This window comes from Caulobacter vibrioides OR37 (assembly GCF_000372645.1).
Classification (GTDB): Bacteria; Pseudomonadota; Alphaproteobacteria; order Caulobacterales; family Caulobacteraceae; genus Caulobacter; species Caulobacter vibrioides_E.
In genome coordinates this window covers 51,637-69,037 of the sequence record NZ_APMP01000010.1, presented here as the reverse complement: position 1 = coordinate 69,037, position 17,401 = coordinate 51,637, and the positions used below count along the sequence as shown (strand labels likewise).

The 17,401-nt window shown below is 68.6% G+C and carries 15 protein-coding genes; 10 read left to right on the top strand and 5 right to left on the bottom strand.

Features of this window, described 5'->3' with window-relative positions; genetic code table 11:
• Positions 1-12 precede the first annotated feature (12 nt).
• From OR37_RS10235 to OR37_RS10225, 3 genes are all read right to left on the bottom strand, one after another.
• Complete coding sequence (locus OR37_RS10235) at positions 13-978, bottom strand: FecR family protein (RefSeq protein WP_004619257.1); 966 nt, start codon at positions 976-978, stop codon at positions 13-15.
• Positions 944-1,549 (bottom strand): RNA polymerase sigma factor, encoded by a 606-nt coding sequence (locus OR37_RS10230; RefSeq protein ID WP_004619255.1) that lies wholly within the window; start codon positions 1,547-1,549, stop codon positions 944-946. The genes OR37_RS10235 and OR37_RS10230 overlap by 35 nt, the downstream gene beginning before the upstream one ends.
• Before the next feature lie 94 nt (positions 1,550-1,643).
• A complete protein-coding gene (locus OR37_RS10225; protein WP_004619253.1) occupies positions 1,644-2,408 on the bottom strand; it encodes a TOBE domain-containing protein in 765 nt (254 codons plus the stop codon).
• Between the two features lie 70 nt (positions 2,409-2,478).
• Here OR37_RS10225 and modA point away from each other — a divergent pair, with 70 nt between their 5' ends.
• Together modA and modB are read left to right on the top strand one after the other, a co-directional pair.
• Entirely contained in the window at positions 2,479-3,237 is a 759-nt protein-coding gene (gene modA, locus OR37_RS10220) for a molybdate ABC transporter substrate-binding protein (protein WP_004619251.1), read from the top strand.
• A gap of 1 nt (position 3,238) precedes the next feature.
• A complete protein-coding gene (gene modB / locus OR37_RS10215; RefSeq protein WP_004619249.1) occupies positions 3,239-3,913 on the top strand; it encodes a molybdate ABC transporter permease subunit in 675 nt (224 codons plus the stop codon).
• A 70-nt stretch (positions 3,914-3,983) separates the two neighbouring features.
• On the opposite strand, the gene OR37_RS10210 is transcribed toward modB, so the two are convergent.
• Positions 3,984-4,628 (bottom strand): TetR/AcrR family transcriptional regulator, encoded by a 645-nt coding sequence (locus tag OR37_RS10210; RefSeq protein ID WP_004619247.1) that lies wholly within the window; start codon positions 4,626-4,628, stop codon positions 3,984-3,986.
• A 169-nt stretch (positions 4,629-4,797) separates the two neighbouring features.
• On the opposite strand from OR37_RS10210, the gene OR37_RS10205 reads away from it, so the two are divergent.
• The 4 genes from OR37_RS10205 to OR37_RS10190 all read left to right on the top strand — a co-directional run bounded on the left by OR37_RS10205 (position 4,798) and on the right by OR37_RS10190 (position 11,134).
• On the top strand, positions 4,798-4,983 hold the full coding sequence (locus OR37_RS10205) for a hypothetical protein (protein ID WP_004619246.1): 186 nt from the start codon (positions 4,798-4,800) through the stop codon (positions 4,981-4,983).
• Positions 4,984-5,039: 56 nt separating this feature from the next.
• Positions 5,040-6,221, top strand: a complete 1,182-nt coding sequence (locus tag OR37_RS10200) for an efflux RND transporter periplasmic adaptor subunit (RefSeq protein ID WP_004619244.1) — start codon at positions 5,040-5,042, stop codon at positions 6,219-6,221.
• Positions 6,222-6,393: 172 nt separating this feature from the next.
• On the top strand, positions 6,394-9,570 hold the full coding sequence (locus OR37_RS10195; RefSeq protein ID WP_004619242.1) for an efflux RND transporter permease subunit: 3,177 nt from the start codon (positions 6,394-6,396) through the stop codon (positions 9,568-9,570).
• 166 nt (positions 9,571-9,736) lie between these two features.
• Positions 9,737-11,134: an efflux transporter outer membrane subunit gene (locus OR37_RS10190; RefSeq protein WP_004619240.1), complete on the top strand. Its 1,398-nt coding sequence runs from the start codon at positions 9,737-9,739 to the stop codon at positions 11,132-11,134.
• A gap of 31 nt (positions 11,135-11,165) precedes the next feature.
• On the opposite strand, the gene OR37_RS10185 is transcribed toward OR37_RS10190, so the two are convergent.
• Entirely contained in the window at positions 11,166-11,906 is a 741-nt protein-coding gene (locus OR37_RS10185) for a LytTR family DNA-binding domain-containing protein (protein ID WP_004619238.1), read from the bottom strand.
• 147 nt (positions 11,907-12,053) lie between these two features.
• Here OR37_RS10185 and OR37_RS10180 point away from each other — a divergent pair, with 147 nt between their 5' ends.
• The 4 genes from OR37_RS10180 to OR37_RS10165 all read left to right on the top strand — a co-directional run bounded on the left by OR37_RS10180 (position 12,054) and on the right by OR37_RS10165 (position 17,258).
• A complete protein-coding gene (locus OR37_RS10180) occupies positions 12,054-12,599 on the top strand; it encodes a DUF2306 domain-containing protein (RefSeq protein WP_004619236.1) in 546 nt (181 codons plus the stop codon).
• A gap of 109 nt (positions 12,600-12,708) precedes the next feature.
• The gene (locus tag OR37_RS10175) at positions 12,709-13,422 is read left to right on the top strand and encodes a TetR/AcrR family transcriptional regulator (protein ID WP_004619234.1); all 714 of its coding nucleotides are present in this window, start codon (positions 12,709-12,711) and stop codon (positions 13,420-13,422) included.
• Positions 13,423-13,592: 170 nt separating this feature from the next.
• Positions 13,593-15,839, top strand: a complete 2,247-nt coding sequence (locus OR37_RS10170; RefSeq protein ID WP_004619233.1) for a TonB-dependent receptor — start codon at positions 13,593-13,595, stop codon at positions 15,837-15,839.
• 81 nt (positions 15,840-15,920) lie between these two features.
• Entirely contained in the window at positions 15,921-17,258 is a 1,338-nt protein-coding gene (locus OR37_RS10165) for a spinster family MFS transporter (protein ID WP_004619230.1), read from the top strand.
• Positions 17,259-17,401 lie beyond the last annotated feature (143 nt).

Genomic DNA, 17,401 nt, shown 5'->3' with positions numbered 1-17,401 from the left:
TCCGAAAAAAGTTCAGCCGCGGCTCAGGCGGACGCCGTCGGCGCGCGGCGTGGCGGTCAGCCCCAGGCTCATGGCGGCGGCCTTGGCGAAGCCGTCGGGGTCGCTGGCCGAGAACAGGCCGGTCATCTTCAATCGGGCCACCGTCGGGTCGTCGATGACGATCCGGCGATCGGAATAGCGCGCGAACTCCTCGGCCGCCTGGCCCAGTGTCAGGCCGTCCAAGTCGATCTGGCCTTGTCGCCAGGCCAGGGCCCGGTCGACAGCGGCCGCCCCGACCACGGTGGGCGTCAAGGCGCCCAGGCTGGCCACCTGTATGGCGTGCTCGGCGGCCAGGCGCACCGGCTTGCCCTGGGATCCACGCCAGACCTCGACGACGCCTTCCCGGACGATCACCCCGACTTCGCCGTCGGCGTGGGCGCGCACCGTGAAGCTGGTGCCGACCGCGCGCACGCGCACATCGCCGGCCACGACCACGAAGGGGCGGGCGGGGTCCTTGGCGACATCGAACAGAGCTTCGCCGCGCAGCAGGTCGACGCGCCGCATCTTGCCGTCGAAGGCCGCGCGGATCGTCGTGGCGGTGTTCAGGGTGACGGCCGAGCCGTCGCTGAGCGGCGCGCGGCGGATATCGCCCTTGCTGGTGGTCATGCGGCCGCGCAGGCTCATCGCGCCATAGCCAACCGCGCCCACCACCGAGGCGGCGGCCAGGATGCCTCCCGTCGCCAACAGGCGGCGCCGGTCGGCGGCGCGGGCCACGGGATGGGTCGAGGGCGAAAACGCGGCGCTGAGACCTTGGGCGCGATCCAGGTGGGCGCTGATCGCCAAGGCCTTGGCGTAGGCGCCGGCCCGGCGGGGATCCCGCGCCGCCCAGGCTTCGAGATCGGCCTGCTCCTTGTCCGACAGCGGCCCTCGATCGACGCGCGCGGCCCATCGGGCCGCGGCGGCGTCAATGTCGGCGCTGCTCTCTCGGATCGTGGTCAACTTCGATCGGGTCCTCGCTGCTACGGTCCTTAGATGCCTGGAAGCGTCCGTTTCCGCCACGCCCCATCGCCTTCATCAGCACGCCGATGCCTTTTCCAACGTGCTTCTCGACCGTGTTTTCGGAGACGCCCATACGTTGGGCGACCTCGCGCTGCGACAGGCCATGGACCTTGCGCAGGGTGAAGGCCTCTCGACACTTGGTCGGCAGGCCCGCGATCAGGGCGGCGATGCGCGACAATTCCTGGCGGTCGGCCGCCACGGTCTCGGGCGAAGGTTCGGCGCTGGGCGGGACCAGGGCCTCGGCCTCCGCGAGCGCTTCGAAGGCCACGATGCGGCTGCGGCGAAGACTTCGCAGGATCACCGACTTGGCCACCTCGAACATATAGGTGCGCGGGGTTTGGATGTGGTCGACCGCCTCCAGCGCCGCGAGGATCGCGTAGGTCTCTTGGACGATGTCGTCGACTTCCAGCCCGGCGAGCGGACGACGCGAGAGCCAGGCGCGCAGCGCCGGCTCGTGCGGCAGCGCGTTACGCGCCAGCCAGATCGCCCGCTCTTGGGTCGCCAGGGTCATGGGCCAAATCTGCTATCAGCCGATTGTGACAGCTAGCCCAATGCAAAGCTTGGGCGGTCTGGGCTCCAGGGCGCGGGCGGAGCGGACGGAGACCTTAGTCGACCGCCAGGATCACGTCGGACGCGGCGACGCGGGCTTCCACGCGCGCCCCGACGGGCAGGGGCCAAGCCGGGTCGCCGGGCTTCAGGGTGGCGGTCAAGGTCTTGCCAGCCGGGAGGGCGATCGTCGCCTCGGCGGAGGTCTCGCTGGCCTCGCGGTCGACGAGCTGGCCGGCGAGTCGGTTCTCGCCGTCGCCGTCCTCCACCCGCACGAGGCTGGACTTGATCAGGGCGATCGCCGTCCGGCCGGTCGCGAGACCCAGGTCCTCGACGCTGCGCCGGGTGATCGCGGCGCGCAACGACAGGTCCTCGGCCAGGGACAAGGAGACGGTCGCGGTGACGCCGTCGCCCTCGATCGCGGTCACGACGCCGCGCAGGGCGTTGCGGGCGCTGGTGCGCAGGCCCAGGCTCCAGAGAAGGTCCGCGTCGCCCGAGAGGTCGGCTTCCAATCGAGCGAAGGCGGCGCCGATCTCGCGCTCGGCGGCGCGGAAGGCGCGGATCACCGCCTGGCCGCGCGGCGTGACCTTGGCCGTTCCGCCGGACCTGCCGCCTGGCGCGGCGCTCACCAGGGGCGCGTCGAACAGGTTGTTCAGCGCCTGAACCCCGTCCCAGGCGCCCTTATAGGAAAGGCCGGTGTCCTTGGCCGCCGCGCTGATCGATCCCAGCCGCGCGATCGCCTCCAGAAGCGCGATGCGCTCAAGCCCCACGCGCGCCAATCCGCCGCGTTTCAGGATCAGGGAGGCGCTGAAGTCATCCGTCACTGGTCGGCCCGCGTTTCCATCGTTATGTAGTTGCGCTGCATAACCGCTGCGCCAAGACCAGGATTACCAGATGATCGCCCGTCGTCCGATGCTGATCGCCGCCATCGCCGGCGTCCTTTCGCTGGCGCTGGGCGGCGCCGCCCTGGCCGGCGAGACCAAGGTGGCCGTGGCCGCCAACTTCACCGACGCCGCCAAGGAGATCGCCGCGCGCTTCAAGGCCAAGACCGGCCATGAGGCGAACCTGAGCTTCGGCTCGTCGGGCCAATTCTACGCCCAGATCGCCAATGGCGCGCCGTTCGAGGTGTTCCTGTCGGCCGACGCCGAGAGGCCGCTGAAGGCCGAGGCGGAGGGCTTGGCGGTTCCGGGATCGCGCTTCACCTACGCCACGGGTCGGCTGGTGCTCTACAGCAAGACGCCGGGCCTGGTGGACGGCAAGGGGGCGGTCCTCAAGACCGGCAAGTTCGAGAAGCTGTCGATCGCCGACCCCAAGACCGCGCCCTATGGCGAGGCGGCGGTCGAGACCCTGACCAAGCTGAAGCTCTATGATGCGCTGAAGCCCAAGATCGTTCAGGGCAGCTCGATCACCCAGGCCTTCCAGTACGTCCAGACCGGCGCGGCCGAGCTCGGCTTCGTGGCCCTGTCGCAGGTGATCAACGAGCCGGGCGGTTCGCGTTGGCTGGTCCCGGCCGCCGACCACGCCCCGATCGATCAGCAGGCGGTTCTGCTGAAGACTGGCGAAAAAAGCGAGGCGGCCAGGGCCTTTCTCGCGTTCCTGAAGGGGCCGGAGGCGAAGGCGATCATCCGACGCTACGGCTACGAGGCGCGCTGAGGTGACGGATGTCCTGTGGCTGACGGCCAAGCTGGCGGGGCTGACCACCCTGCTGCTGCTGGCCCTGGCCTCGCCGCTGTCTTGGTGGCTGGCGCGCGGACGTTCGGCCTTGCGAACCCCGGTGACGGCGCTGGTCGCCCTGCCGATCGTGCTGCCGCCGACGGTGCTGGGGTTCTATCTGCTGATCGCCCTGGGGCCGAAGAGCCCCCTGATGACGTTGCTACATCCGTTCGGGATCCGAACCCTGGCCTTCACCTTCGAGGGGCTCGTGATCGGATCGCTGATCTACGCGCTGCCCTTCGCGGTGCAGCCGTTGCGCAACGCCTTCCTGACCGTCGGCGACGAGGCGCTGGAGGCGGCCGCCACCCTGGGCGCCTCGCCCTGGGCGCGGTTCTGGCGCGTGGCCCTGCCGCTGTCGCTGCCCGGCTATGTCGCCGCCGCGATCCTGGTCTTCGCCCATACGATCGGGGAGTTCGGGGTGGTGATGATGCTGGGCGGGAATATCCCCGGCCACACCGCCGTGCTGTCGACCGAGATCTATCGCCTGGTCGAGGCGCTGGAGTGGGGAGAGGCCCATCGCCTGTCGCTGATGCTGCTGGTCTTCGCTTTCCTGGCGCTTCTGGCGTTGCTGGCGCTGGAGCGGCGCGCGAAGAGCCCCAGCCGCGCCCGATCGTGAGGGGGCCGATCGGCTCCCGCTGCTAAGATCGAGGGCGCTCGCCCTTCGAGAGGCTCGGGAGCGCGACCGTTCAGCAACCGTCCAGGTGGTACTTGATCAGCGCCCGGGCTGACCGGGCCACGGCGCGCACCGGGCCGCCAGCGCCGAGCGTCACGCGGGCGCCGGACGCGCCTTCCATCAGAAGCATCAAGGCGTCGGCCAGGTCGTCGTCCTTGGCGCCGGCGCGACGGGTCAGGTCGACCAGCCGGCGGTACAGCTCCTTCTTGTAGTTGACCGACACCACCTGGGCGGGGTGGCCCTCCTCGTGCAGCTCGATCGCCGCGTTCGACAGCGGGCAGCCCAGCACGTCCTTGTTGCAGGCCTTGGTCTCGAAGGCGTCGAAGATGGCTTCTAACTGGGCGCGCGGGTCGGCGCAGCAGCAGGCCGTCACCTCTTCCCACCAGGCCCAGTACTCTCGCTCCTGCTCGCGCAGGACCTCGGCGACCAGCTCGTCCTTGGACGGGAAGTTCCGATAGAGCGTCATCTTGGTGGCTTCGGCCTCGGCGGCGATGGTCTCGACGCCGACCGCCCGGATGCCGTGCTGATAAAACAGCTCGCGGGCGGTTTCGAAGATCCGGTCGCGCGCCGGACGCTTGGACGCGGGCGAACCGGGGGGAGCCCCGACCGCTGCTTCCGTGTCGCCCCCGACAACGTCCCCAGAATTTCTTGTCGCCATTTTGGCAGGCCTCTCCTTGACGTGAGAGTTACCGGTCAGTATCTCTCCGCCGTGGCGCGATGATACCGAACGGTCTCGTCACATCCTAAATCGTCTTTCCGGTCGCCCGGGTCAAGTAACAGGCCCTGCGACATTTCACTCTTTAACCCCAAAAAAGGAGCGCGCGCCAATGCCCCCGCAAACAAACGTTCACGCCGACGCGCCCCAAGCCAAGTCTTCCAAGGGGTTTCTGGCTTTCCTCAAGCCCGAGGTCCGCGCCAGCCATCGCTGGCTTGGCCGCGCCACGGTCCGGGCCCTGGGCGATACCTGGACTTCGAACACCCGACGCGCCGCCCGCCGGCCCGTTTGGGAATGACAATCAGACACGTCCGCCGTTCCTCCCCGCTTCACCGTCCGACAGGGTTCCTCCCCATGCGTCTCCAGCCCGTCATCACCTCCTTCGCCGGCCTGGCGGCGGTGGCCGTGCTTGCCGCCTGCTCCGCCCAGGCCAAGCAAGAACAGACCGCCGCCGCTCCGCCCGTCCAGGTCACCGTCACCGACGTCGCGTTCAAATCGCTGCGCCAATGGGATGACTTCACCGGTCGCCTCGAGCCGATCGACACCGTGGAGATCCGTCCGCGCGTCTCGGGCTATATCGACGGCGCCCGCTTCGCCGAGGGCGCGCGGGTGTCCAAGGGCCAGGTGCTGTTCCAGATCGATCCGCGTCCGTACCAGGCCGAGGCCGACCGCGCCGCCGCCGAGGTGGCCCGCGCCAAGGCCCAGCTGGACCTGGCCGTGGTCAATCGCGAACGCGGTCGCCGCCTGATCGAGCAGAACGCCCTGGCCCAGAGCGAATTCGACCGACTGTCGTCGGAAGAGCGCGCCGCCCAGGCCAATGTCTCGGCCGCCCAGGCCGCGCTCCAGACCGCGCGCCTCAATCTGCAATGGACCAAGGTGACCTCGCCGATCGACGGCCGGGTTTCCAAGGCCATCATCACCCGAGGCAACCTGGTCACCCAGGCGTCGCTGCTGACGACCGTGGTGTCCGACACCCCGATCTACGCGGCCTTCAACGCTGACGAGCAGACCTTCCTGAAATACGCCGCCGCCGAGCGCGGCAAGGAAAGCCCGGTCTATATGGGCCTGATGACCGAGGACGGTTATCCGCATGTCGGCAAGCTGACCTTCATCGACAACGCTCTGGACGCCAAGAGCGGCACGATCAACGGCCGGGCGATCTTCGCCAACGCCGACGGCAAGTTCACGCCGGGCCTGTTCGCGCGCATTCGCCTGGTCAGCGCCGAGTCGCGGGAGGTGGCCCTGGCCCCCGACCGCGCCGTCGCGACCGACCTTGGCAAGCGCTACGTCGTCGTCGTCAACGGCTCCAACAAGGCCGAGTATCGCCCCGTCGAGATCGGTCCGCTGGCCGGCAATCTGCGCATTATCCGCTCGGGCCTGAAGCCCGGCGACCGGGTGATCGTCGGCGGCCTGCAGAAGGTCAAGCCGGGCGACACCGTCGCGCCGGTCAAGGTCAAGACCGAGCTGGCGGACCTTGGACAGCTGGAAGTCGGCGGCCGCCAGATCGTCGAGGGCCGGTCCACGGGCCAGAACTAACTCTCCCTTCCCCCTCGATGGGGGAAGGGCGGGGATGGGGGTGACCACGGCGCCTGAAGCTTAGCGCCGCGCTCGCCTTCCCCTCGGTGATCACCCCCACCCCTGCCCCTCCCCCTCCCCCATCAAGGGTGAGGGGTTCGCCAAACGCGCTCCTCTCCCCAGGACGACAACGATGTCCTTTTCCAAGTTCTTCGTGAGCCGACCGCGTTTCGCGGCCGTGCTTTCGATCATCATCTTCATCGCCGGCCTGGTGTCGCTGCCACAGCTGCCGATCAGCGAGTATCCGGAAGTCGTGCCGCCGACCGTGGTCGTGCGCGCGGCCTATCCCGGCGCCAACCCGTCCGTCATCGGCCAGACCGTCGCCGCGCCGCTGGAGCAGGCGATCAACGGCGTCGAGGGCATGATCTACCAGTCGTCCCAGTCGGCCGCCGACGGGGCCATGGTGCTGACCGTGACCTTCGCCCTGGGCACCGACCTCGACAAGGCCCAGGTGCAGGTCCAGAACCGCGTCGCCCAGGCCCTGCCGAAGCTTCCTCAAGAAGTGCAGCGGATCGGCGTCACGACGGACAAGGCCTCGCCCGACCTGACCCTGGTCGTGCACATGATCTCGCCGAACAACCGCTACGACATGCTGTACCTCAGCAATTACGCGCAGCTGAACGTTCGCGATCGGCTGAAGCGCATCAATGGCGTCGGCGACGTGCAGATCTTCGGCGCGGGCGCCTATTCGATGCGGATCTGGCTGGATCCCGAGAAGCTGGCGGCGCTCTCCATGACCACCGGCGACGTGGTCCAGGCGCTGCGCGAGCAGAACGTCCAGGTCGCCGCCGGCCAGCTGGGCGCGCCGCCCAACGCGGGCTCGGGCGCGGACTTCCAGCTGTCGGTCAACGCGCCGGGCCGCCTGACCGACGAGGAGCAGTTCCGCCAGGTCATCGTCCGCTCGGGCCCCGACGGCCAGATCACCCGCCTGGGCGACGTGGCCCGGGTCGAGCTGGGCGCCAACAACTACGCCCTGCGCTCCTTGCTCGACAACAAGTCGGCGGTCGCCATGCCGATCTTCCAGCGCCCCGGCTCCAACGCCCTGCAAATGGCGGCCGAGGTCAAGAAGACCATGAAGGAACTCAAGAAGGAGTTCCCCGAGGGCGTCGACTACGAGATCATCTACGACACGACCGCCTTCGTGCAGCAGTCGATCGACTCGGTGGTCCACACCCTGATCGAGGCCATCATCCTGGTGGTCATCGTGGTGGTGATCTTCCTGCAAGGCTGGCGCGCCTCGGTGATCCCGCTGATCGCCGTGCCCGTGTCCTTGATCGGCACGTTCGCCGTGATGCTGATGCTGGGCTTTGGCCTCAACGCCCTGACCCTGTTCGGCCTGGTGCTGGCCATCGGCATCGTGGTGGACGACGCCATCGTGGTGGTCGAGAACGTCGAGCGGAACATCAGCCTCGGCCTCGCGCCGCCCGACGCCACCCGCAAGGCGATGACCGAGGTGACGGGACCCATCGTCTCCACGGCCCTCGTCCTGTGCGCGGTGTTCATCCCCACCGCCTTTATCAGCGGCCTGTCGGGCCAGTTTTACCGCCAGTTCGCCCTGACCATCGCCATCTCGACGGTGATCTCGGCCTTCAACTCCCTGACCCTGTCGCCGGCCCTGGCCGCGGTGCTGCTGAAGTCGCATGACGCGCCCAAGGACCGCTTCCAGAAGCTGATCGACGCAGGCCTGGGCTGGCTGTTCAATCCGTTCAACCGCTTCTTCGCCAAGGCCTCTAACGGCTATGTCGGCGGTATCGCCAAGACCCTGGGCCGCTCCACGGCGGGCCTAGTGATCTATGCGGTCCTGCTGGCTCTGACGGTCTTCGCCTTCGCCAAGACCCCGACCGGCTTCGTGCCGCAGCAGGACAAGGCCTATGTGGTCGCCGTCGTGCAGCTGCCCGACGCCGCGTCGCTGGACCGCACCGAGGCGGTGATCCGCCAGATGGGCGAGATCGCCAAGACCGTGCCGGGTCTCAAGCACTCGGTGGCCTTTCCGGGTCTGTCGGTGAACGGGCTGATCAACAGCCCCAACTCGGGCGCGGTGTTCTATCCGCTCGACGACTTCAAGAACCGTCGCGACAAGGACAAGCAGGCCGGCGCCATCGTGGCCGCCCTGAACCAGAAGTTCAGCGCCATCCCAGACGCCCAGATCGCCGTCTTCCCGCCGCCGTCCGTCCAGGGCCTGGGCACGATCGGCGGCTTCCGGATGCAGATCGTCGACAAGGCGGGCCTGGGTCCGGAAGAGCTGAACAAAGCCACCCAGAACCTGATGGACAAGGCGCGGAAGGACCCGGCCCTGGCGGGGATCTTCTCCAGCTATCAGGTCAGCGTGCCGAAGATTCAGGCCGATATCGACCGCGAGAAGGCGAGGGCCCAGGGCGTGTCCCTGACCGACCTCTTCGAGACGATGCAGGTCTATCTGGGCTCGCTGTACGTCAACGACTTCAACCGCTTCGGGCGGACCTACGAGGTCAACGTGCAGGCTGACCAGAAATTCCGCCTGCAGCCCGAGCAGATGCTGCGCCTGCAGACCCGCAACGGGTCGGGCCAGATGATCCCGCTGGGCGCCTTCGTGAATTTCCACGAGACCACCGGTCCCGACCGCGAGAGCCACTACAACGGCATGTTGACCGCCGAGATCAACGGCGGCCCGGCGCCCGGCTACTCGACCGGCCAGGCCCAGAAGGCCCTGGAAGACCTCGCCAAGAAGGAGCTGCCCAACGGCATGGGCTACGAATGGACCGAGCTGACCTACCAGCAGATCCTGGCGGGCAACACGGCGGTCTTCATCTTCCCGCTCTGCGTGCTGCTGGCCTTCCTGGTTCTGGTCGCCCAGTACGAGAGCTGGAGCCTGCCGCTGGTCGTGATCCTGATCGTGCCGATGACCCTGCTGTCGGCCCTGGCCGGCGTGTGGATCAGCAAGGGCGACAACAACATCTTCACCCAGATCGGCCTGATCGTGCTGGTCGGCCTGGCGTGCAAGAACGCCATCCTGATCGTGGAGTTCGCCAAGGAGCGCGAGGAGCATGGCGACAGCCCGCTCCAGGCGGTGCTGGAGGCCTGCCGCCTGCGCCTGCGGCCGATCCTGATGACCTCGATCGCCTTCATCATGGGGGTCTATCCCCTGGTGGTGTCGCACGGGGCCGGGGCCGAGATGCGCCGCGCCATGGGCGTGGCGGTGTTCGCGGGGATGCTGGGCGTGACCGTCTTCGGCCTGATCCTGACCCCGATCTTCTACTACGTGATCCGCCGCAACACGGCCCGCCGGGCCGCGCTGAAGGCGGCCAATCCGGCGGCGGTCGAGGCCCACTGATGACCGCCGGGACACGCGTTTCCCTCCCCCTTCGATGGGGGAGGGGCAGGGGTGGGGGTGACAGCATCGGCGGGCTTCAGCTCGGCAGCGCCACCTCCGGACCCGCTTTCACCCCCATCCCCACCCTTCCCCATCCAAGGGGGAAGGGAGACCTTCGAGGTCTGTCATGAACGCTCTCAGACTCTTCCTTATCGCCGGCGTCTCCCTGACCGCCGCCGCCTGCGCGGTGGGCCCGGACTACAAGGCGCCGGCGACCCCGCCGGCGGCCTTCCAGAACGCCGACCCGGCCGTCTTCACCGCCGCCAATCCGGAAGCGGAGTGGTGGAAGGCGTTCGGCGATCCGGTGCTGGATCAACTGATCGGCCAGGCCCTTTCGGCCAATCTGGATCTCAAGATCGCCGTCGCTCGGGTCGCCGAGGCCCGGGCGTTGTTCACCGAGCAGAAGCTGGACCTCCTGCCGCACGTCGTGGCCGACGGGACTTACGCCAAGAGCAACGAGCAACAGCCCGGCTCGAACGGCCGGCGCGTCGAGAGCCAGACCTATCAGGCCGGCTTCGACGCCGGCTGGGAGATCGATCTCTTCGGCCGCGTCCGGCGCGGCGTGGAGGCGGCCGGCGCCGAGGCGGGCGCGGCCCAGGCCGACCTGCGCGACGCCCAGGTCACGGTCGCGGCGGAGGTCGCTCGAAACTATCTCGAACTGCGCGGCGCCCAGGCCCGTCTGAAGGTCGCCTACCGCAATCTCGAGACCCAGCGCGAGACCCTGCGGCTGACCAAGGTGCGGTTCGACGCCGGGGCCGGCGGCCCGATCGACGTGGCCTCGGCCCAGGCGCGCCTCAACGCCACGGAGGCGGCGATCCCAGGCCTGATCACGGCCGAGAAGCGCGCGAACTATCGTCTGGCCGTGCTGACTGGCCAGAGGCCCGGCGCGCTGGACGCCCTGCTGGTCGCCCGCGCGACCGATACGCGGCCGTTGATCACGGCCCTGCCGATCGGCGAGGCCAGCGACCTCCTGCGCCGTCGTCCGGACGTGCAGGCGGCCGAACGCCGGCTGGCGGCCCAGACCGCCCAGGTCGGCGTGGCCACGGCCGACCTCTTCCCGCGCGTCTCGGTGAGCGGCTTCGTCGGCTTCCTGTCGGGGACGTCGGCGGGCTTCGGCGACAGCGCCAGCAAGGCCTGGTCGGTGGCGCCCACCGTCAGCTGGCCGGCCCTGGACCTCGGCAGCGCCCACGCCCGCCTGCGCGCGGCGCGTGCCCGCGATGACGCGGCCCTGGCCAACTACGACCAGACCGTCCTGCGGGCGCTGGAGGATCTGGAGAACGCCCTGGTCGCCTATCGCCAGCAGCAGGCCCAGCTGAAGAGCCTGACCGACCAGGCCGCCGCCTCCCGGCGCGCGGCCGAGCTGGCGCGCATCCAGTACAGGGAAGGCGGCATCGACTTCCTGGTGCTGCTCGACGCCGAGCGCACCCTGCTGGCCGCCGAAGACGCCCTCAGCGTCGCCGAGACCGGCGTCAACACAGACGTGGTGGCGATCTACAAGGCCCTGGGCGGCGGATGGAAGGCGTGAGCCGGAACGTCCGCGCCGGCGAGGACCGGGTTCAGAACCAACCCGCCTCGCGCAGGGCCTTGGCGTAAGCCCTGCTGACCGGCGCTTCGATCTCGCCCTTGAGCTTGAGGGTCGCCCGGCCGTCGCCGCGCCGGGCGCCTTCGACGGCGGCCCGGGCCACCCACCAGGAGCGGTGGACCTGGGCGCCCTCGATGCCCTCCAGCTCGGCCACCGCGTCCGCCAGGCGCATCAGGATCAGGTCCTGGCCGCGCGAGGTGTGCAGGCGCAGATAGTGATCCTCGGCCTCGACGGCGAACAGGTCCGCGCCGCGCAGCTTTGCCGGCAGGCGGGCCAAGAACCGGGGCTCGGGCCCGCACGCCGGGGCGGCGTGTGTCGCGGTCAGCGGGCGCTGCGCCAGGAAGTTCAGGCCGGTCATGGCCACGGTGACGATGAACACCGGCGGCAGGTACAGGGGCAGGGCCGCCAGGCGGGGGCGGCCCTGGAAGGTCATCTCGCTGACCAGCCAGACCACCACGGTGAAAGGCAGGGTGACGCCGATCGCGGTCAGGCTTCCATACAGCCAGGGCCGCGCATAGGCCCGCCCGTTCCGGCCGATGGTCCGGCTGAGCCCGGTGCCGACGACCGCGCCGGTGAAGCACAGGCCGACCCAGTACGCGACGCGGGTAAGCACCGGGATGCCATCGGTGCCGAACGCGCCGATCAGAGCCAGGAACACGCCCGCCGCCGCCGACGCCGCCAGGCCGCGCAGGCTCTCCTTCGAGGTCATCGCCATTCGCGAAGCGCGAACGACATCCCCCAGCCGTTCACGAAACGAGGCCGGCGACTGGCGCAACGACGATTGAGACACGAACCCGCCCACTCCACTCAGGTTTCCGACGGCGCGGCGCCGGGACGCCCGCCAGGATCGGAGTGAGGGAAGATGGCCGAGCAAGGCAAGTCAATGTCTCAGGACGCCCGCTGGATCGGAGTTCGGATGGGCCTGATCGGCGCGGTGACGGCCAGCGTCATCGTCGCGGTGATCGCGCCGCGTTTCGCCGGCCACGCGGCCGCGCTGTCCTTTCACCCGCACGCGCCGGACCTGGACAAGATCGCACAGGCGTCGCTGGTCATCCGGATCCACCTGTTCTCGGCCCTGACGGCGTTGATGATCGGGGCGGTGCTGATGATGCGGGTCAAGGGCACGGCCGCGCACAAGCTGCTGGGCTGGACCTGGGTGCTGGCCATGGGCGCGACAGCGGTCAGCTCACTGTTCATCCGGGCGGTCAATCCGGGCCATTTCAGCTTCATCCACCTGCTGTCCGGCTGGGTGATCGTCGGCCTGCCCGGCGCGGTCTACGCCATCAAGCGGGGCAAGGTCGCCGCGCACCGCCGGGCCATGACGGGGATGTTCGTCGGCGGACTGCTGCTGGCGGGCCTGTTCACCTTCATCCCGGGCCGCCTGATGTGGGCGGTTTTCTTCGGCTAAGCCGGGGCGCCGGCGGCCTTGCGCGGGTCTCGATAACCCAGGGTCTCTTGCCAGCCGCGCTTGGTTGCGCCTATCCGGGGACGGAACGCAACCAAGCGGGCCCATATTCATGACCGCAGCCAAGACCCGCGTCAGCGGGCGGGGCCGTCCTTCCAAGGCCAAGGGCCTGGATCTGAAGGAGACCATCCTCGACGCGGCCGAGGGCCTGTTCGCGCGCCACGGCTTCCACGGCGTCACGACCCGCCAGGTCGCGGCCGAGGCCGGCGTCGACACCGCCCTGATCCACTACTACTTCGGCGCCAAGCGCGAACTGTTCGACGCGGTGTTCCTGCGACGGGCCGAGATCCTCAACCAGGCGCGCGAGGCGTCGATGAACGCCTATGTGAAGGCGCACGACCCCGAGACTCCGGGGGCCGGGGCCATGACGGTGGAGGGGGTGATCGAGGCCTTCATCGCCCCGCTGCTGCGCATCTCCCAGGACGGCGGACCCGGCTGGAAGAGCTATTTCGCGCTGGTGGCCCAGGTGAACAACACGCCGGCCTGGGGCGGCGAGACCATGGCCCGGTTCTTCGACCCCGTGGTCCATCAGCTGGTCGAGACCCTGAAGATCGTTCGGCCGCAGGCGGAGTATCGCGACCTTTACTGGTGCTACCAGTTCCTGACCGGGTCGATGATGCTGTCCCTGTCCGAGACCGGACGGATCGACAGCCTGTCGGAAGGCGAGTGCCACTCCAGCGACCTCGAAGCCGTTCGGGCGCGGCTGTTCTCGTACTGCGCCGCCGGCTTCGAGGCGGTGATCGCCAAGGCCTCTTCCGCCGCCTGACCGTCAGCCGGCGGTTCATTTTCATCACCTGGTGAAAAAACGCTGGCGTCCGTCGCCGGTTCGGGTGATTGTGTCCGCAATTCGCTGTTCGATGAATAGGCGAGGCCCAAGCATACGTCCGCGTGAGAAGGACCATGCTCGGGAGGGCGGAAGCAAGGGAGGGGAAACCCATGAATTCGATGTGGAAGGCCGCGCTGCTGGCCGGCGCGGCGTGGAGCGCCGTCACGAGCGTCGCCTCGGCTCAGGAGAAGGCTCCGGCCGGCGACAATTCGGTGTCCGTCGAGCAGGTGGTCGTCACGGCCCGCCGGCGCGAGGAAAACCTCAAGGACGTGCCGGTCGCGGTCTCGGCCTACTCGTCGGCCAAGCTGGAGCAGCAGGGCGGCACGGACATCACGGTCCTGCAGCAGACCACGCCGAACATCACCGTTCAGACCGCGCGCGGTTCGAACTCGACCCTGATCAGCTATATCCGCGGCGTCGGCCAGCAGGACCCGCTGTGGGGCTACGAGCCGGGCGTGGGTCTGTATGTCGACGACGTCTATATCTACCGGCCGCAGGGCGCGGTGCTGGATATCTTCGACATCGATCACATCGAAGTGCTGCGCGGCCCGCAAGGCACGCTGTACGGCCGCAACACCATCGGCGGCGCGATCAAGTACGTGACCAGGCGCCTGGGCGACGAGTCCGGCGGCAAGATCCGCGCGACCTACGGCAGCTATAACGAGCGCGACCTGCTGGTCCAGGCCCAGACCCCGATCGACGGGACCGGCCTGTCGGTCGGCGCGACCTACGCGCTGTACAAGCACGATGGCTACGGCAAGAACCTGACCACGGGCGCTGACCAGTACAACAAGGATGTCCAGGCCTATCGCCTGAGCGCCGAGTACAAGCCGACCGACACCCTGTTCTTCCGCCTGGCCTATGACCACGTGGCCGACGATTCCAACCCGCGCCACGGCCACCGCGAGACGCTGCCGACGACGGGCAACTACCCGATCCTCGGCGTCTACGACACCCAGGCCGGCCTGGGCGACAAGAACCACGTCATGACCAAGGGCGTGTCGCTCACCGGTCAGTGGGACGCCACCAACCACCTGACGTTCAAGTCGATCACCGCTAACCGTCGCGGTCACACCCAGACCATGATCGACTTCGACGGCACGCCGCTGCCGACGCTGGACGTGCCGGCCACCTATGACGACCGCTCGTTCTCGCAGGAACTGCAGGCCGTCTATTCGGACGAGATCGTCCAGGGCGTCTTTGGCCTCTACTACATGAACAGCCAGGCCTCGGGCGAGTTCGACACCATCGCCGGCAATCTGGGCGTCTCGATCGCCGACGGTGGCAAGGTCAGCACCCAGAGCTTCGCGGCCTTCTTCGACTTCAGCGCCAATCTGACCGACAAGTTCAAGGTCTCGCTGGGCGGCCGCGCCACCCGCGACGCCAAGCACGCCAACGTCTTCCGCTTCTTCTATCTGGGCGCGACGCCGTCGCCGTATCAGGGCGGCGCCCAGCGTCCGATCCTGCAGACGCGCACCAACTACAGCGCCGCGACCACCTTCGAGAAGTTCACCCCGCGCATCTCGGCCTCGTATGAGCTGACGCCGGATCTGACGGGCTACGTCTCGTTCTCGGAAGGCTTCAAGTCGGGCGGCTGGGACATGCGCGGCGACGCGTTCATCACCCCGCAGACGGTCAACGGCTACAAGCCCGAGGTCGTGAAGACCTACGAGGCCGGCCTGAAGGGCTTCGCCCTGGACCGCCGCGTGTCGTTCTCGTCGGCGGTCTTCCTGTCCAAGTACACCGACCAGCAGGTCACGACCCAGGTCGTGGTGCCGTCGGGCATCGCCAGCTCGGTCGACAACGCCGGCTCGTCGACGCTGTACGGCGCCGAGTTCGAGGCCAGCGCCAAGCTCAGCCACAGCCTGTCGGGCAACGTGTCGGTGGGCTACATCCACGCCAAGTACGACACGTTCAACCGCTTCGTGCCGGCCGGCGCGCCGAACCCGGTCAATCCGTCCCAGACCCTGGCGACGGGCCAGATCGTCAACGTCGCCGACCTCTACGGCTTCCAGAACACGCCGAAGTTCACGGGCAATGTCAGCCTGACCTGGCGCGGCGACCTGGCCGGTGGGACCCTGGCCATCACCCCGATGGTCAGCTACCGCGACAAGTACCAGCAGTTCGAGCAACCGCTGCCGGCCCTGGACCAGAAGGCCTTCACCCTCGTCGACCTGACCGCGGTCTGGACCGCGCCGGGCGGCAAGTACAAGTTCGTGCTGACCGGCAAGAACCTGACCGACGAGCGCTATCGCACCGGCGGCTACAACTTCGGCGCCCCGACCTACAACAACTCGGTCATCGGCTTCTACGGCCCCCCGCGCACGGTGACGGGAACCGTCGAGGTGGCGTTCTAACCCTCTAGGCGAAAGCTGGGGCCGGGCTTGTCGCGACGAGCCCGGCCCATTTTTATGTGACGGCGGCGTGAGGGGCGACGGATGAGCGAACAGCACAACGCGGCGGCGGCTGGCCCGGGGGCGGCGAAGCCGTCAGGCTATCGCTATGTCGTCCTGGCGATGCTGATCCTGGCCTACACCTTCAACTTCCTGGACCGGCAGATCCTCGGCATCCTGGCCAAGCCGATCAAGGACGAGTTCCACCTCACCGACGGCCAATTCGGCCTGATGGGCGGCCTGGCCTTCGCGCTGCTCTACACGACCCTGGCCATTCCGATCGCCTGGCTGGCCGACCGCTTCAGTCGGGTCTGGATCATGACCGCCGCCCTGACCCTGTGGAGCGGTTTCACCGCCCTGTGCGGCTTCGTCGGCGGCTTTGGCCAGCTGTTCCTGGCCCGGATGGGCGTGGGCATCGGCGAGGCGGGCGGCGTGGCGCCGGCCTATTCTCTGATCGCGGACTATTTCCCCAAGCAGCAGCGCGCCCGGGCCCTGGCCGCCTACGCGTTCGGCATCCCGCTGGGCACGGCGGCCGGGACGCTGGTGGGCGGTCTGCTGGCGGTGCGTTACGGCTGGCGCTCGGCCTTCGTCGTGGTCGGGGCGCTGGGGGTGCTGCTGGCGCCGCTGTTTCGCCTGGTCATGCGCGATCCGCCGCGCGGCGGGGCCGACCGTGAGGCCGGCGCGCCCGTCGCGCCGCCGGCGCCCGCCGCCCCCCTGGGCGAGGTGGTCCGACTGCTGGCCGCCAAGCCCAGCTTCTGGCTGCTGGCCCTGGGCGCGGCCTCCTCGTCCGTCTGCGGCTATGGCGTGGCGGCCTGGCTGCCATCGTTCTTCATCCGGAGCCTGGGCCTGACCCTGGCGCAGACCGCCTGGTACTATTCGGGCATCGCCTTCATCGGCGGCTTGCTAGGCATCTGGCTGGGCGGCGCCATGGCCGACAGGCTGGGGGCCAAGTCCAAGGGCGCCTATCCCCTGACACCCGCCGTGGCCTTCGTGATCTCCGTGCCCTGCTTCCTGCTCGCCATGAACAGCGGCGCCCTGGTCGGGGGGCTGGGCGGGCAGGCCGCGCTCGCCGTGGCCTTCGTGATCTTCCTGATCCCCACGGGCCTGAACCTGACCTGGCTGGGGCCCATCACCGCGGCCGTCCAGCACCTGGCTCCCGCCCCGATGCGGACCACGGCCTCGGCGCTGTTCCTGCTGATCAACAACCTCCTGGGGATCGCCGTCGGCGTCTATTATTTCGGCCTGGTCTCGGATCTGCTCAAGCCGACCTTCGGGGCGGAATCGCTGCGCTGGGCGATCTATACCGGCATGGGCTTCTATCTGCTGGCGGCCCTGTTGTTCCTGCTGGCCTCGCGGCGTCTGGCGCGCGACTGGGTCGAGTAGGGGCGCGGACGGACGATCCGCGCGACGCGGTCCGATAGAATGCGCCACGCTTCCGTCAATTTCGGGTATCAAGAGCCGCGAACTGGAGCGTGATCGCCGAAAGTGTGCGCGGTTTCGGCGGGCGTCACGCTCCAACCTTATGA

Excerpts from the sequence above, each read along its gene's own strand:
- modA (WP_004619251.1), top strand. The coding sequence starts at position 2,479 with ATGATCGCCCGTCGTCCGATGCTGATCGCCGCCATCGCCGGCGTCCTT.
- OR37_RS10170 (WP_004619233.1), top strand. The coding sequence starts at position 13,593 with ATGAATTCGATGTGGAAGGCCGCGCTGCTGGCCGGCGCGGCGTGGAGC.
- OR37_RS10210 (WP_004619247.1), bottom strand. The coding sequence starts at position 4,628 with ATGGCGACAAGAAATTCTGGGGACGTTGTCGGGGGCGACACGGAAGCA.
- OR37_RS10200 (WP_004619244.1), top strand. The coding sequence starts at position 5,040 with ATGCGTCTCCAGCCCGTCATCACCTCCTTCGCCGGCCTGGCGGCGGTG.
- OR37_RS10195 (WP_004619242.1), top strand. The coding sequence starts at position 6,394 with ATGTCCTTTTCCAAGTTCTTCGTGAGCCGACCGCGTTTCGCGGCCGTG.
- OR37_RS10175 (WP_004619234.1), top strand. The coding sequence starts at position 12,709 with ATGACCGCAGCCAAGACCCGCGTCAGCGGGCGGGGCCGTCCTTCCAAG.
- OR37_RS10190 (WP_004619240.1), top strand. The coding sequence starts at position 9,737 with ATGAACGCTCTCAGACTCTTCCTTATCGCCGGCGTCTCCCTGACCGCC.
- OR37_RS10165 (WP_004619230.1), top strand. The coding sequence starts at position 15,921 with ATGAGCGAACAGCACAACGCGGCGGCGGCTGGCCCGGGGGCGGCGAAG.
- OR37_RS10205 (WP_004619246.1), top strand. The coding sequence starts at position 4,798 with ATGCCCCCGCAAACAAACGTTCACGCCGACGCGCCCCAAGCCAAGTCT.
- OR37_RS10230 (WP_004619255.1), bottom strand. The coding sequence starts at position 1,549 with ATGACCCTGGCGACCCAAGAGCGGGCGATCTGGCTGGCGCGTAACGCG.
- OR37_RS10180 (WP_004619236.1), top strand. The coding sequence starts at position 12,054 with ATGGCCGAGCAAGGCAAGTCAATGTCTCAGGACGCCCGCTGGATCGGA.
- OR37_RS10185 (WP_004619238.1), bottom strand. The coding sequence starts at position 11,906 with ATGGCGATGACCTCGAAGGAGAGCCTGCGCGGCCTGGCGGCGTCGGCG.